The 14,878-nt window shown below is 33.5% G+C and carries 14 protein-coding genes; 7 read left to right on the forward strand and 7 right to left on the reverse strand.

The features are described 5' to 3' along the window. Window positions 1–116 precede the first annotated feature (116 nt). On the forward strand, window positions 117–521 hold the full coding sequence (locus ACOSP6_RS16435) for a DUF983 domain-containing protein (RefSeq protein ID WP_422095380.1): 405 nt from the start codon (window positions 117–119) through the stop codon (window positions 519–521). Here the strand turns inward: ACOSP6_RS16435 and ACOSP6_RS16440 are convergent. The 7 genes from ACOSP6_RS16440 to topA all read right to left on the reverse strand — a co-directional run bounded on the left by ACOSP6_RS16440 (window position 518) and on the right by topA (window position 9,950). Further along, complete coding sequence (locus tag ACOSP6_RS16440; RefSeq protein WP_422095379.1) at window positions 518–1,561, reverse strand: NAD(P)/FAD-dependent oxidoreductase; 1,044 nt, start codon at window positions 1,559–1,561, stop codon at window positions 518–520. The two genes, ACOSP6_RS16435 and ACOSP6_RS16440, sit on opposite strands and share 4 nt — an antisense overlap. 76 nt (window positions 1,562–1,637) lie before the next feature. Continuing rightward, window positions 1,638–2,522: a gliding motility protein GldN gene (gene gldN / locus ACOSP6_RS16445; RefSeq protein WP_422095378.1), complete on the reverse strand. Its 885-nt coding sequence runs from the start codon at window positions 2,520–2,522 to the stop codon at window positions 1,638–1,640. 18 nt (window positions 2,523–2,540) lie between these two features. Next, entirely contained in the window at window positions 2,541–4,067 is a 1,527-nt protein-coding gene (gene gldM, locus ACOSP6_RS16450) for a gliding motility protein GldM (protein ID WP_422095377.1), read from the reverse strand. A 33-nt stretch (window positions 4,068–4,100) separates the two neighbouring features. Next, complete coding sequence (gene gldL / locus ACOSP6_RS16455) at window positions 4,101–4,754, reverse strand: gliding motility protein GldL (protein WP_422095376.1); 654 nt, start codon at window positions 4,752–4,754, stop codon at window positions 4,101–4,103. Window positions 4,755–4,806: 52 nt separating this feature from the next. Continuing rightward, a complete protein-coding gene (gene gldK, locus ACOSP6_RS16460) occupies window positions 4,807–6,174 on the reverse strand; it encodes a gliding motility lipoprotein GldK (RefSeq protein ID WP_422095375.1) in 1,368 nt (455 codons plus the stop codon). A gap of 93 nt (window positions 6,175–6,267) precedes the next feature. After that, a complete protein-coding gene (locus ACOSP6_RS16465; protein ID WP_422095374.1) occupies window positions 6,268–7,428 on the reverse strand; it encodes a formimidoylglutamase in 1,161 nt (386 codons plus the stop codon). A 38-nt stretch (window positions 7,429–7,466) separates the two neighbouring features. Next, window positions 7,467–9,950: a type I DNA topoisomerase gene (gene topA, locus ACOSP6_RS16470; protein ID WP_422095373.1), complete on the reverse strand. Its 2,484-nt coding sequence runs from the start codon at window positions 9,948–9,950 to the stop codon at window positions 7,467–7,469. 194 nt (window positions 9,951–10,144) lie between these two features. On the opposite strand from topA, the gene miaB reads away from it, so the two are divergent. The 6 genes from miaB (at window position 10,145) to ACOSP6_RS16500 (ending at window position 14,860) form a co-directional block, all read left to right on the forward strand. Next, complete coding sequence (miaB, locus tag ACOSP6_RS16475) at window positions 10,145–11,599, forward strand: tRNA (N6-isopentenyl adenosine(37)-C2)-methylthiotransferase MiaB (protein WP_422095372.1); 1,455 nt, start codon at window positions 10,145–10,147, stop codon at window positions 11,597–11,599. Window positions 11,600–11,615: 16 nt separating this feature from the next. Then, window positions 11,616–12,839 carry a sigma-54 interaction domain-containing protein gene (locus tag ACOSP6_RS16480; RefSeq protein WP_422095371.1) on the forward strand — a complete coding sequence of 408 codons (1,224 nt, stop codon included), beginning with the start codon at window positions 11,616–11,618 and terminating at the stop codon, window positions 12,837–12,839. 35 nt (window positions 12,840–12,874) lie between these two features. Next, window positions 12,875–13,378 (forward strand): LptE family protein, encoded by a 504-nt coding sequence (locus ACOSP6_RS16485; RefSeq protein ID WP_422095370.1) that lies wholly within the window; start codon window positions 12,875–12,877, stop codon window positions 13,376–13,378. Continuing rightward, entirely contained in the window at window positions 13,372–14,067 is a 696-nt protein-coding gene (locus ACOSP6_RS16490; RefSeq protein WP_422095369.1) for a hypothetical protein, read from the forward strand. Before ACOSP6_RS16485 ends, ACOSP6_RS16490 begins: the two co-directional genes overlap by 7 nt. Before the next feature lie 7 nt (window positions 14,068–14,074). Next, window positions 14,075–14,407 (forward strand): preprotein translocase subunit SecG, encoded by a 333-nt coding sequence (gene secG, locus ACOSP6_RS16495; RefSeq protein ID WP_422095368.1) that lies wholly within the window; start codon window positions 14,075–14,077, stop codon window positions 14,405–14,407. A 177-nt stretch (window positions 14,408–14,584) separates the two neighbouring features. Continuing rightward, complete coding sequence (locus ACOSP6_RS16500; protein WP_422095367.1) at window positions 14,585–14,860, forward strand: co-chaperone GroES; 276 nt, start codon at window positions 14,585–14,587, stop codon at window positions 14,858–14,860. Window positions 14,861–14,878: the final 18 nt, after the last annotated feature.

The following is a 14,878-nucleotide window of genomic DNA, read 5'->3' on the forward strand; positions in this document are numbered from 1 at the left end:
AAGATGTATGAATAAGCATATTTTATCAAAATGCTTAACGAATCCTTTTAATTTTTCTGAAATTTGTACAAACTTACAAAACTGAAAATCTTCAGCAGAAAAAAATACAAGAATATATGTTTGGTAAAGGAAACAAATTGTACAGCATTTTAAATAATAAATGTCCTAAATGCCATGAAGGTGATTTTTTTAAACATAAAGCTTCTTTTAACTTTAATAAAGTTACTGCCTTACATGAACATTGTTCGCATTGTAAATTAAAATATATGATGGAACCATCATTTTTCTTTGGTGCCATGTACGTTAATTATGCCCTTGCTGTGGCATTATTTGTAGGTGTTTTTATTGTTTCTAAGGTATTTTTACAGCAGGATATTTTGACAAGTTTTATTGCTGTTGTAATCGTTTCATTATTACTAACTCCTTTTACATTAAGACTTTCGAGAATTATTTGGATTAATTTATTTGTGAGCTATAAAAAAGATGTGGCAATTCAAAAAGATACTACTTCTCAAGGTTAAACTACAAATCTTTTAATATCGATATCCTTATCTAATTGCTCACGTCTTTCTAAGTGATTAAAGAGGTTTTTAGCTATTGTTGGTGCTATCATAACACCTCTTGTTCCTAAGCCGTTTAAAACACTTAATTGCGAATGTTTTGGATGAGTTCCAACTAAAGGTCTTCTATCTTTTACTGTTGGACGAATTCCTGCTGTTTGGTCGACTACTTTAAAGGGAACATCAATTGTTTTATTTAACTTCTCAATGAGTTCGTTTCTACCTTCATCCGTTGGCTGAGTAGATTTATCCGTCCAATTGAAAGTAGCACCAACTTTATAATAATCATCACCTAAGGGTAAAACAAAAACAGCTGATTTTAATAAAAAATCAATTTTCAATTCAGGTGCATGAATAGTGATGATTTCACCTTTTGTTCCATTAAGCGGTAAATAACTAAAAAACGGATTTAACTTTAAACCGAAACCTTCAGCAAAAACTACTCTATTCGCTTCAATATTCTTATACTTAACTTTCTCTTCTAATAGATTAAGTTCGTCATGAGAAAATGTTTCTTTTAGCAGTAAGTTCTTCTCCAGTAAATGAGCACGATAATTCTCAATTAACTTTTTTGTATCAATCCTTCCCGTTCCAATGAGTTCACCAAACCCATAATCCCCGATAACTCCCGGAATTTTGTCTTTTGACAGTGTAGGACTCATATAATTGGCAAGCATTGGTTTATCGAGTGCGGCAAACCAATTATTCTCATCACCGACAGAGTTAAACACTTTTTTTGTTACAAATTTTTTATCAAATTCTGTCTTGAATTTTTTAGAAAGATTATCATAAAAGGGCATTGCTAGCTCCAACTGTTCATGACCATTCCAAACAGGTGTAAAGCGTTTCAAAATAACTGGATTATACGTTCCGCCAGCTACACTAGAAGAATTTTGAGAATCATTTTCAAAAACTATATACGTTTTATTATGTCTCTCTAATTGTTCTATAAAGGCTAATCCTGCTAATCCTAAACCTACTACAATGTAATCCACTTTCATATGCCAAAAGTAATATATAATTCCATAAAAAAAGCGCTCTTAAAAGAGCGCTTTATTATTTATTTTAAAATAGAATTTAATAGTTCCACATATCCATTTCACGGTTACGGATACCTTCTTTAATTCTATCAGCTTCTAATAATTGGAATAATGAATTACCTCTAATATAGTCAGCAATCTTTCTGTCTCCATATAAGTTTTCTTCTTTAACAACCGTTGCATTAAAACGACGAGCGTTCAACAAATTGTCATAAGAAATAGGGTGTGCAGAGTTTTTTGGATTGAAAACTTTAGAATCGTGTAATACCTCTCTTGCATCTGGGAAAAATACCCAGAATAATTCGTATACATTATCCTTATCGTCAATCTCTTCAACCCCCATAACCTGTACGTCTGGACCCATCGGAGCAATTGCTAACATTCTGTACTTTAATTCTCCTTGACGCTTATCGAAATACCAAATTCCTTTGATTAAATAACCTTTAATAAATTCTGGTTTAATTTCATAAGTATCTGTATACCCTCCTTGCTCTTCACCTCCATCAATGACTCTAACACTTTTCGTCATTTCTTCAATTTCTTTTATACCAATCTTTGTGGTAAAATAAGAATCTTGATATACCTCGGTAATCTTACCCGTTTTAATACCTTTTAATAAAGTATCATACAAAGAACGTCTTGTACTAGAAGTATTCATTGTATCAATTGGATAATAGTAAGGCAGATTAATCTTTTGATTTAAATCTACATACTCCCAAACCACCTTAGACCATAGCACATCTCTGTCGCTAATGTATCCATAAGGTAAAGGCTTGTCTGCAGCAGCATCTAACTCTATTTCTTGTTGAGTCTTCACACCAATCTGCTCTACTTTATTAGCATTTAATAGATTGGTCTGAGCGGTCCCTACTATTGTTGTAGACACAGCTATAATAACCATATAAAAACGCTTCCAATTCATACTCTTTAATTTTAATTATTAGTTTGAAACTTTAATAACTACTGGTAATACTTTCTTTAATTTATAACCAGAAGTTGTAGCTTGAATATCGTAAATTGTAATTTGATCTCCTCTTCTCGCCTTGTTAATTGCTTGTTTCGCTCTAGAGTTCATGTTTGTACCTGTTACTGGAATAGCAACTTGACCAGGAACTTTAATTTTAAACGCAGTTACATTTAATTTAAGATCAAATAAGAAATCAGGTAATCCAGCTCCTACTCTAATTTTACCTACACTTGATTTAGGCATAGAAACCGTTCCGTACTGGCCTCTAACCATTCCAACTGCTGGTGGAATTTCTTTAATTCTAAATTTCTTATTAGAACTAACTTTTTTACCATCAGGTAAGGTACCTGTAACTCTAATTGTTACTTCATTACCTTTTCCTGGTCTCATCATATAGCTATCTCCCTTAACTCTCTTTAATCCAGCTGCAGAAGCAGAAACCTTATTAGAAGGAACTCCAGGCATAGAAATTGTCATTGGGTTAGATAAACCACGATAAACAGCATTCATTTTGTCAGCAGAAATTACTGCTTCATTTGGTCTTGGAATTACCGAATAACCACCTTGGATTGGGATTTCAACTAATGAGTCATTCTCTTTAAAGAAGAAAGAACCCTTAATTTCTCTATCTCCAACTCCACCTGCTGGTCCGTCTAAAATAACCTGACCTGCTTTGATTTTATCTTCTGGCCAGTCATTTCCATTAATAACAACTTTTTCAGCCGTTAAATTTGGATCGTTTTTACCTAATACAATTTTACCAGATAATTTTTCACCAGGATAATATGCATTCTTATCAAAAACTACCATTGCATCGTAGTTTGTCATAGATACAGCACTTTCCAACTCTCCTTGTAATAAAGCAGATAATGCATCAGTTTCAGTCGCTTTAACGTCTGCTTGAATTTGAGTTAACTTTGTTAACGAAGCAATTAAAGGGAAACCTTCATAATGATAGTTTAACCAACTGATTTTAACGTTGTCTTTATTTGTAACAGGATTTGTACTGAAACGCTCATTAACTGTTCCAGCTAATTCTGTTTCTCCTAATACTTCTAAAGCTGCCTTTCTAAACTCGTCCATTTTAGAAACAAATTCCTTTCCTTTAGGAGTGATGGTACCACTCACGAAGAAATACTCGTCTAAAAACTTAGACTTATCCATTGTTTCGTAATCTGTTTTATCTTTAAGATCAGAGGTCATTTTACCCTTTAAATCTTCAAGATAAGTGTAAAATTCATTCGCCTTCGATTTTAAAACATCTGTTTTTTCCTTTGCTTCTCCGTATTGTTTAGCTTGCTCAGATGCTTTCCTAGCTAAATTCTCGTATGCTTTCGCATTTTGTTCAGTTGCTTTTTGATTTGCTACTGATAATTTTTCATTCATCAAACCAAAAGCTGATAGAACCTCTTTACTCATGTTCATTGCTAACATCGCAATGAAAATAAGATACATAAGGTTAATCATCTTCTGCCTTGGAGATTGTTTTCCGCCTGCCATAATTTAAAATTAGTTTGTTTAGTTAATATTAAATTACTTAGTGCTCATTGCAGATAACATTCCACCATATACTCCGTTTAACGAAGATAAGTTTGTAGCTAACGATTGCATCTGTTCTTGTAAACGTTGAGAATTTTCAACCATTGCAGTATTTAAATCTGCTTGCTTAGAAGCATTCTCTACTTGAGTTTGGTATAAACTATTTAAAGAAGCCATTTGAGCTGCTGCTTTAGACATTTGCTCGTTATAATTATTTGTAGCAGAAATAGATTGTGATGCAGATGCTAATGGCTCTACCGCTCCTTGGAAATCTTTAATACTAGATCCTAATCTAGATACTAATTGTGCATCTAACTTAGCTTCTTGTAAGATATCATCTAATTTTTTAGATAACATTGACTGCGCTTCTTCTGGAGTTGCTTCTTTTTTACCACCTCTTCCAGCAGATGTTCCGTCAGCTAATTCAGGATACACTTTAGTCCAATCTAACTCGTCTTCAACAGGTTCAAAAGCAGATAATGCGAATACAATAGCTTCTACAGCCATACCTATAGTTAACATTACACCTCCTGTTAAAGGTCCAATCTTAAAGTGCATGATTTTAAATAATGCTCCTAGGATTACAACTGCTGCTCCTAAACCATAAGCCATGTTAAATAATCTCTTAGTCGATTTTGATTGTGCCATAATAATAATTGTTTTTAATTAGGGATATTTATTTATTACTTATTAATTGTTCTTATTGTTTTTTTGCACCAAGGTAATCCTGTACAGTTCTGAATCCGATATAACTTCTTGAAGTATCAGCATATTCCCAATCACGAGAACCAACTTCTAAAAAGTAAGCTACATCTTTCCATGAACCTCCACGTACAATTTTACGACGGTTCTTAATGTTCTCTACATTAGGATTCATAGTAGAACCCATGTAGTAAGACATTTGATTATAAGCAGTATGTGTCCACTCTGCAACATTTCCTGCCATATTGTATAAACCAAATCCATTTGGATTGTAAGACATTGCTTCAACAGTATACAATGCACCATCTGCAGCATAGTCTCCACGAACTGGTTTAAAGTTAGCCAAGAAACAACCTCTATCACTTGTAGTACTTGGACCTCCCCATGGATACTTAGCATAATCTAAACCTCCACGTGCTGCATATTCCCATTCTGCCTCTGTTGGTAATCTAAATGAAGGAACCAAACCCAAGTTTTTCTTAGAACGTTGGTACGCATTCTTATTCTTTGTTCTCCAGTGACAGAAAGCTCTTGCTTGAAACCAATCTACACCCACAACTGGATAATCTTCAAATGCTTTATGAGCAAAATATTCTTGATGCATTGGATCATTGTAAGAATAGTTGAAGTCTTTAATCCAAACTGTAGTATCAGGATAAACGTTTAACACTTTATCTCTTAAAAAAGCTTTTCTATTACCACCTGTTCTAGCCGCTTCTTCATTGTCGAACCAGTAATATCTATAGTTTAGTAATTTTGTATTGAAAGTAGGAATACCATTCAAGGCTTCGTCTTTGCTTAAAAATAATGAGTCCATTACCTCTACATAATCGGCATCAGGAAAATCCTCTTTATTCCATATAATCTCTTCTTCCCAGTTTAAAGGCTTAATAGAATCAAGACCTTGACCTATTTCGTAGTAGTTTTCTCTCATATATTTTTCATATGGAGATTCACCTACTGTATCTTTAGAAGCAAAAGCATATAATTGAATACCTGTTGGCTTAGCACCTTCAGTTCCGTCTGCTGGTGAAGCAAACTCTGCTTGGTATGCTAACTTTGTTCTTACGATAGAATCTCTAACCCAAAAAACAAACTGTTTGTATTCGCTATTTGTAATTTCAGTTTCGTCCATATAAAATGGTTGAACTGTAACAGTTCTAGTAGGAGCGTTCATAGCCCCTAAAGGATCTTCATCTTGTTTACCCATTGTAAACGAACCTCCTTTTATATATACCATACCGTAAGGCTTTTCGGCAAACCATTTTCTTTTAGACTTAACTCCAACTAATTCCCCTCTATCATTGCTTGATCCACAACTATAGAAAAAAACCAATATTAGGGCAAATAGTGCTACTTTCTTCATACTTTAAACTTATTAAAGAGTTCGTAACTTTCTTATTAATGAATTATTATTTTTTCAACATTTACTATCAAGGGATGCAAATATAACTTTTTTTTACGTAAGTTTTTGCTGCGCCTTGTACCATCTTTCAGGAATTTTTTGCTCTAACGCCTGAACATAATCTTGATATGCACATGGTATTAACGCATGTCTCTTGTATTTATTATCCGATATTAAATTTATCTCCATCCACCATCTGCCACTTTTATCGCTTTTATAGAAATTAATAGGATCATCATCTTCTAAAATAACGCTGAATTTTTGATAATTCTGTTTGCAAGAATAAGGATAATCTTTGGCACGAAAATTCAAACCTTCGATGAAATACCAAATTGTTTGGGCAATTAAACTAGATGTTTGGTTATTGTTATCATACCTGCTATTATATTCATAAATACCAAAAGAAGTAACTTTGTCACTAATACCGGCATATCTGGCTATTGCACACAAATCTTCACCATAAAAACCATTTGGAACAGCATTCTTGTTTCCTGGCGCATCACTTGAGCGAACAGCTCCAATATCAACACTCACAATATCAGCATCTCTTAGAATCGGCTCAACCAATTCCAAAGGTTTTACTTGACCTAGTCTAAAGGTATCAAAATATAAATTTTGAAGCAAATTAATTTCTTCTTGAGAATTAAAATAAGTCTGATACCCAATATTACTATAATTAAATAAATTATTAGGCTCTTCCATTATGATTTTACTCAAATAGGAATTTGCATTCAAATCTTCCTCGATTGTTCCTAAATCAAAACGATTATCTACAGCTGTTAAATTAATGGTTTGTTCAAGTTTATCATATGCTCTATAATTTGCATAAGTCAAATCTTGACTTCCTCCAATTAAAACAACTGTGATATTTTTTTTTAGCAAAGATGCGGTCACGTCTGAAACAGCATAATAAGTATCTTCTACTTTATTTCCTGCTTCAATATTTCCTAAATCTGTAATTTTTAAATTCCATTTCCCAGGAAAAAGTTGATACAGATTTTTTCTAATTTCTGAGATATCCTCCCCACAACCATTATTATTAACTGAATTTCTTCCTTCTTTAACACCAATTATAGCCATAGCAACGCCATCCAAATCCGGGAAGCCGTTTTGAGCTGTGTGAATTTCCATGTTTTTTCCAATGGAATTAGATGACTGAAGCTCTAAATGAGCAACAACTTTTTCATCTATTGGTGATAAAAAATCGCTATTCATTAATTTAGGGGATTAGTGAACTGGAGCAATATATAAATTTATTTCTTTTTTGTTGTTCTTTTACTTGTCTTTTTAGTGCTTTTTTTAGCCTCAAAAAGCTTAACAGCCTCTTCTTTAGTAAACTTATCTATTTCTGTAGTCTTTGGAAGTTCTACTTTAGATTTCCCTTTAATAACATTAAACCTACCCCATCTAGCTTTTTCCACTCTAATACCAACATCTTCCCAATTGTGAATTAATTTCTCACGTTCCTTCTTCTTCTTATCCTCTATAAGTTCCTCTAAATCTGACTGAGACAAATTATCAAAGTCATACTTTTTGTTAACATTAATAAATATGGAGTTCCATTTTATGAAAGGACCAAATCTACCAACTCCTTTTTGAATCGGCATTCCTTCATATTCACCAATCGGAGCATCTGCTTTCCTCTTAGCTTCAATTAACTCGATTGCTCTATCCATATCAACAGACATTGGATTCTCATCTTTCTCTAGAGAAACATATTTCCCATCGAATTTAATGTAAGGCCCGAATCTACCATTCGCAACAATCACTTCCTTATTTTCATACTCTCCAATTGTTTTTGGCAACTTAAATAAATCCATCGCTTGCTCAAAAGTAATTGACCCCATTGTTTGATCTCCTTGCAAACTTGCAAACTTAGGTTTTTCTTCATCTGTTGCTTCCCCTATCTGGACCATTGCTCCGAATCTACCTAAACGTACGTATACATTTTTCCCAGATTCAGGATCAATACCCAACAAGCGCTGACCACTCGCTCTTTCAGCATTCTCAGCAACATCCTCTACTGTATGATGAAAATCTTTATAAAATTCTTTGATAATAGCAGTCCAATCTTCTTTTCCTTCGGCAATTTCATCAAAATCAGACTCTACTTTAGCAGTAAAACCATAATCCAAAATATTCGAGAAATTTTCTACTAAGAAATCATTAACCACATTACCAATATCTGTAGGCATTAATTTTCCTTTATCTGAACCAACCTTTTCGGACAATTGCTTCTCAGTTATACCCCCTTTTGTCAGGACTAGCTGCGCATAATTTCTCTCCACACCTTCTGCTGTTCCTTTTTCAACATAACCTCTTCTTTGAACTGTTGAAATTGTTGGAGCATATGTAGAAGGTCGACCAATACCAAGCTCTTCTAATCTTTTAACCAGAGAAGCTTCTGTAAAGCGAGCTGGTGGTCTCGTATATCTTTCTGTGGCAGAAATAAATTCATTTAAAAGTTGCTCTCCAACTTTCATCTTTGGCAACATTCCATCTTGCTCTACATCTTCGTCATCAGTTCCTTCCAAATAGACTTTTAAGAAACCTTCAAAAGTAATCACCTCTCCATTTGCAGAGAAACGTTGATCGTTTTTATTGTTACTAATCTTTAAACTAGTCCTTTCTAGTTGAGCGTCGCTCATTTGAGAAGCAAGTGTACGCTTCCAAATCAGACTATATAATCTGTCCTGATCATAATCAACCGAAACCTCATGCTGCCCCATATTCGTCGGACGAATAGCTTCGTGCGCTTCTTGAGCTCCTTTTGATTTCGTAGCATAATTTCTTGGCTTGCTATATTCTTTACCATATGATTTGGTGATTTCTTCTGCCGCTGCTTCTTTAGCTTCATTAGATAAATTAACGCTATCAGTTCTCATATAAGTAATCAAACCTGCTTCATATAAACGTTGCGCCATCATCATTGTCTTGGCCACAGGGAAACCTAATTTCCTTGATGCTTCCTGCTGCAAAGTAGAAGTAGTAAAAGGTGCTGCTGGCGACTTCTTTGCTGGTTTCGTCTGTAAATCATCAACTTTGAAATCTGCTGACAAACATGAATTTAAAAAGCTCTCTGCCTCTTCTTTAGTGCTAAAATTCTTTGGAAGCTTTGCTTTGAATGACTTTCCTTCTTCATTCAAAAACTCGGCATCAATTCTGTAAGATGCTACAGGTGTAAAATTATCTATTTCACGTTCACGCTCAACAATTAGTCTAACTGCAACTGATTGAACACGCCCAGCTGATAATCCCGCCTTAACTTTTCTCCATAAAACTGGTGAAAGTTCATATCCAACAATCCTATCCAAAACTCTACGAGCTTGTTGTGCATCTACTAAATCATAATTAATCGAACGTGGGTTTTCAATTGCTTTAAGAATTGCATTCTTGGTAATTGAATTAAAAACAATTCTTTTCGTATTTTCTTTGTTTAATTTTAATTGTTCCGCTAAGTGCCATGCGATAGCTTCTCCCTCACGATCCTCATCGGATGCTAACCAAACTATTTCTGCTTTTTTTGCTAAATCCTTTAGTTTTTTAACTACCGTTTTTTTATCTGAGGAAACAATGTACTTCGGCTTAAAATCTCCCTCTACATCAACACCTAATTCTTTAGATGGTAAATCCGCTATATGTCCAAAACTTGATTCAACTTGAAAATCTTTTCCTAAAAATTTCTCTATTGTTTTAGCCTTGGCAGGTGACTCTACAATTACTAAATTTTTCGCCATAATTTTTATTTGGTTTTACACCATTAAACAGTGCCTTTCAAGTTGCAAAAGTATATAGTTTTTTTTTATTAAGAATTGTTTTCAAAGAATTAACGCTAATTTAAATTCTAAGAAAGAATTATTTTATGACAATTTGTCACATAATCATAAAATTGGTTGTATCTTTGCCGTCCACTTACAACGAGTTTTTGAACATGGATCAGATTGAAAAAGTTATAGACGAAAACAAACAAGGGAAACCTTTGTTAACGGAACAAAAAGAAGGTAATGCCAAAAAACTTTTCATTGAAAGTTACGGTTGCCAAATGAATATGAATGACAGTGAGATTGTTGCTGCAATTCTTGCTGAAGAAGGTTTTAATACTACTGGAAATATTGAAGAAGCCGATCTAGTTTTAGTAAACACTTGCTCTATTCGAGAAAAAGCAGAGCAAACTGTTCGAAATAGACTACAAAAATACAACCATGCAAAGAAACGAAATCCAAAAATGAAAGTTGGAGTTCTAGGATGTATGGCGGAACGATTAAAAGCGAAATTTTTAGAAGAAGAAAAGATTGTTGATTTAGTAGTTGGACCAGACGCATACAGAGACCTACCTAATTTAGTGGAAGAAGTTGAAGCCGGAAGAGATGCTGTAAACGTAATTTTATCAAAAGAAGAAACCTATGCTGATGTTTCTCCTGTTCGTTTAAACTCAAATGGTGTTTCTGCTTTTGTTTCTATAACACGAGGATGCGATAATATGTGTACTTTCTGCGTTGTACCTTTTACAAGAGGTAGAGAGCGAAGTAGAGATCCTAAAAGTATTATAGAAGAAATCCGTTCAATGCACGATCAAAACTTCAAAGAAATAACACTTTTAGGTCAAAACGTAGATTCTTATTTATGGTATGGTGGTGGACTCAAAAAAGATTTCAAGAAAGCTTCAGAAATGGCACAAGCAACGGCGGTTGATTTTGCTCAACTTTTAGATATGTGTGCTACTGAGTTTCCAAAGATGCGTTTCCGTTTCTCAACTTCTAACCCACAAGACATGACTTTAGATGTAATTCATGTGATGGCAAAGCATAAAAACATCTGTAAATACATTCACTTACCTATTCAAAGTGGAAGTAATAGAATGTTAAAAGCCATGAATCGTTTACATACTCGTGAAGAATATTTGGAGCTAGTAGAAAATATCTACAAAATTATACCTGAAATGAATTTAAGTCAGGATATGATTGCTGGTTTCTGTGGTGAAACAGAAGAAGATCATAAAGACACTCTTGATTTAATGGAAAAAGTAAAATATAGTTTTGGATTTATGTTCGCTTATTCGGAGAGACCAGGAACGTTAGCAGCTAAAAAGATGGAGGATGATGTTCCTTTAGAAACAAAAAAACGTCGCTTACAAGAGATAATCAATTTACAACAGGAACACAGCTTGTACAGAGCCAAAGAACATGTTGGAAGAATTCAAGAAGTTTTAATTGAAGGAACTTCGAAAAAAAGTGAAAACGAATGGAAAGGAAGAAATACTCAAAATACAGTTGTAGTCTTCCCTAAAGAGCACTACAAATTAGGCGACTTTGTAAATGTAAGAATTGACGATTGCACATCAACTACATTAAAAGGAACCGCTGTTGGGTATTCGGATAATAACTAAAAAATAAAGAAAAAGGATGGAGAACTTACAATCAGTAAAACAAAGATTTGGAATTATCGGAAACGATGTTCAACTTGATAGAGCAATTGAAAAAGCTGTTCGAGTTGCACCTACTGATATTTCAGTTTTAGTTACTGGTGAAAGTGGTGTTGGTAAAGAAAATATACCAAAAATAATCCATCAACTCTCACACAGAAAACACGCCAAATACATTGCTGTAAACTGTGGAGCAATTCCAGAAGGAACAATCGATAGTGAATTGTTTGGTCATGAAAAAGGTGCATTTACTGGTGCTACCCAAACTAGAAAAGGATATTTTGAAGTTGCCGATGGCGGAACCATTTTTTTAGATGAAGTTGGTGAATTACCGTTAACAACTCAAGTTAGGCTATTACGTGTTTTAGAAAATGGAGAATTCATTAAAGTTGGGTCTTCTCAAGTACAAAAAACCAATGTACGTATTGTTGCAGCTACCAATGTTAAAATGCAAGAAGCTATTAACAAAGGAAAGTTTCGCGAAGATTTATACTATAGGTTAAGCACCATCGAAATTTCACTTCCTCCACTTCGTGAAAGAGGAAATGATATTCATTTGTTATTTAGAAAATTCGCTTCTGATTTTGCTCAAAAAAACAGAATACCTGTGATAAGATTAGATGAGAATGCCAGTAAAATGTTATTAAACTATCGTTTTCCTGGAAACATACGTCAGTTAAAAAATATTGCAGAACAGGTGTCTATTATGGAAGAAAACAGAGTTATTTCACCTGAAATACTCGCTCAATACTTACCGAACAATTCTGTAAATAACCTTCCTGCAGTCATAGGAAACACGTCATCATCAAGTGACTTTTCAAGTGAACGCGATATCATGTATAAGATTTTATTTGATATGCGAAACGATATTAATGACCTAAAAAAACTCACGCTTGATTTAATGCAAAATGGAGACATTCAAGAAGTTCAAGAAGAAAACCGAGGTTTAATTCAGCGTATATATGATGATCAAGAAATGTCAAGCAATGTAGAAGTTGTTCAAATTCCAAAATCGTCGTCTGAAAACAATTATGATTTCATTGAGACGATAGAAGAGCACGAAAACTTATCTTTACAGGAAAAAGAGATTGAAATGATAAAAAAATCATTAGAAAGAAATAAGGGTAAAAGAAAACTTGCAGCCAAAGAATTAGGTATCTCTGAAAGAACGCTATACAGAAAAATCAAACAATACGACTTATAAAAAATTCTATAAACTCGTTTTTAAGAAATTTTAAAATGAAAAAACTACTCTTACTTTTTTTATCTGCTACCCTGTTATTAATAGCTGGATGTGGAGCATACTCTTTTACTGGCGGTAATACTGGTGATGCTAAAACAATTCAAGTTGATTTTTTCCCAAATCAAGCGGCTCTTGTTGAGCCATCTTTGAGTCAACGCTTTACACAAGATTTACAAGATTTATTTACGAGGCAAACCAATTTAACATTAGTAAGATCTGGAGGAGATTTGCGTTTTGAAGGTGAAATAGTTGGATATAGAATTACTCCAACGAGTGCTACTTCAAATCAAACCGCAGCTGAAAACAGACTTACAATAACCGTAAACGTTCGTTTTTATAATGCAAAAAAGGAAGAAGACGATTTCGAAAAGCAATTTTCTTTTTACGACGATTACAGCGCTTCCCAGCAATTAACAGGAAGTGTACTGGAAGCCGCTTATGAAGAAATACTACCTAGAATTACCCAAGATATTTTTAACGCGTCAATTGCAAAATGGTAAAGAGCAATTACATATCATTTTTAAATAATCCGAAATTAATTCAAAAGGAAAATATCAACGAACTAAAATCTTTAGTTGATAAATATCCATATTTCCAATCGGCAAGAGCGCTTTTATTAAAGGCCTTAAAAGATCAAGAAAGCTTTAAATATAATAACGAGCTAAAGGTTACTGCGGCTTACACTGCCGATAGATCTATTTTATTTGATTTCATTACATCCGACCATTTTAATAATAAAAAGGAATCGTTACATGAAAAATCAAGTTTTGACAACAAGAACAAGACTTCTGTTGAACAAGTAAAAGATGATTTAAAAATCGGGCAACCATTTACTTTTGAAAAGAATGAAACACATTCTTTCAATCAATGGTTACAATTATCAACGGGATCAGTTAAAAAAGTAAATCCACCAAAAGAAAAGAGCTTACAGGATAATATTATTGATAGATTTATTTCAAACAATCCAAAAATATCTCGTGTAAATAAAAACGCGAATCCAACGAATACAGCTATTGAAACTGTGCATGAACCGCTCTTAATGACGGAAACTTTAGCCAAAATTTATTTGGAGCAAAAGAAATATGATAACGCTATTAAAGCTTATGAAATTTTAAGTTTGAAATATCCAGAAAAAAGTACTTTCTTTGCAGACCAAATTAAAAAGATAAGAATTTTACAAAAATCATAATAAAGATATGTATTTACCAATTTTAATTTTAATAATCATTGTTGCGATTGCATTAATTTTAATCGTTATGGTTCAAAATCCAAAAGGTGGAGGGTTATCTTCTACTTTCGGAGGTGGTGGATCAAACATTGGTGGTGTTCAAAACACAAACAACTTTTTAGACAGAACAACTTGGACATTAGCAATCGCTATGTTTGCATTAATTTTATTATCAAATTTTGCAATTGATAGAGGTAATGGAAACAATACTCCAGATTTAACAAAAACATTGGATGGAGTTGAAACTACTGCTCCTGCAACTACTACTGTTCCTGATACTACTAAAGACTCAGTTCAATAGTACGTTTTGTAAGAAAATATTTAAAATGCCAACGATGACACGTTGGCATTTTTTTTTATATCAAATTTTAAAAATAATCAAGCTAAGAAAAAATGTCAGTTTTATAGCATTGGCATAGTTTCTGACAAAATATAAACTGAAAATTTAAACACAGATTAATCAAAATTTTTAAATAAAATGGGATTAAACATCAAACCTTTAGCAGATAGAGTTCTAGTAGAACCAGCTGCAGCTGAAACTACTACTGCATCAGGAATTATTATACCTGATAACGCAAAAGAAAAACCACAAAAAGGAACTGTAGTTGCCATCGGAACTGGTAAAAAAGACGAACCTTTAACTGTAAAAGTTGGAGATACTGTTTTATATGGCAAGTACTCTGGAACAGAGCTTAAGTTCGAAGGAAAAGATTACTTAATGATGAGAGAGTCAGACATCATGGCTATCATTTAATTTCAAACTAACTAAAAA

Origin of the sequence: Tenacibaculum sp. MEBiC06402 (assembly GCF_049239625.1) — a bacterium.
GTDB lineage: Bacteria > Bacteroidota > Bacteroidia > Flavobacteriales > Flavobacteriaceae > Polaribacter.

Bases quoted from the DNA above. Each gene is read 5' to 3' on its own strand.
- ACOSP6_RS16435 (WP_422095380.1), top strand. From the start codon at position 117: ATGTTTGGTAAAGGAAACAAATTGTACAGCATTTTAAATAATAAATGT.
- ACOSP6_RS16440 (WP_422095379.1), bottom strand. From the start codon at position 1,561: ATGAAAGTGGATTACATTGTAGTAGGTTTAGGATTAGCAGGATTAGCC.
- gldN (WP_422095378.1), bottom strand. From the start codon at position 2,522: ATGAATTGGAAGCGTTTTTATATGGTTATTATAGCTGTGTCTACAACA.
- gldM (WP_422095377.1), bottom strand. From the start codon at position 4,067: ATGGCAGGCGGAAAACAATCTCCAAGGCAGAAGATGATTAACCTTATG.
- gldL (WP_422095376.1), bottom strand. From the start codon at position 4,754: ATGGCACAATCAAAATCGACTAAGAGATTATTTAACATGGCTTATGGT.
- gldK (WP_422095375.1), bottom strand. From the start codon at position 6,174: ATGAAGAAAGTAGCACTATTTGCCCTAATATTGGTTTTTTTCTATAGT.
- ACOSP6_RS16465 (WP_422095374.1), bottom strand. From the start codon at position 7,428: ATGAATAGCGATTTTTTATCACCAATAGATGAAAAAGTTGTTGCTCAT.
- topA (WP_422095373.1), bottom strand. From the start codon at position 9,950: ATGGCGAAAAATTTAGTAATTGTAGAGTCACCTGCCAAGGCTAAAACA.
- miaB (WP_422095372.1), top strand. From the start codon at position 10,145: ATGGATCAGATTGAAAAAGTTATAGACGAAAACAAACAAGGGAAACCT.
- ACOSP6_RS16480 (WP_422095371.1), top strand. From the start codon at position 11,616: ATGGAGAACTTACAATCAGTAAAACAAAGATTTGGAATTATCGGAAAC.
- ACOSP6_RS16485 (WP_422095370.1), top strand. From the start codon at position 12,875: ATGAAAAAACTACTCTTACTTTTTTTATCTGCTACCCTGTTATTAATA.
- ACOSP6_RS16490 (WP_422095369.1), top strand. From the start codon at position 13,372: ATGGTAAAGAGCAATTACATATCATTTTTAAATAATCCGAAATTAATT.
- secG (WP_422095368.1), top strand. From the start codon at position 14,075: ATGTATTTACCAATTTTAATTTTAATAATCATTGTTGCGATTGCATTA.
- ACOSP6_RS16500 (WP_422095367.1), top strand. From the start codon at position 14,585: ATGGGATTAAACATCAAACCTTTAGCAGATAGAGTTCTAGTAGAACCA.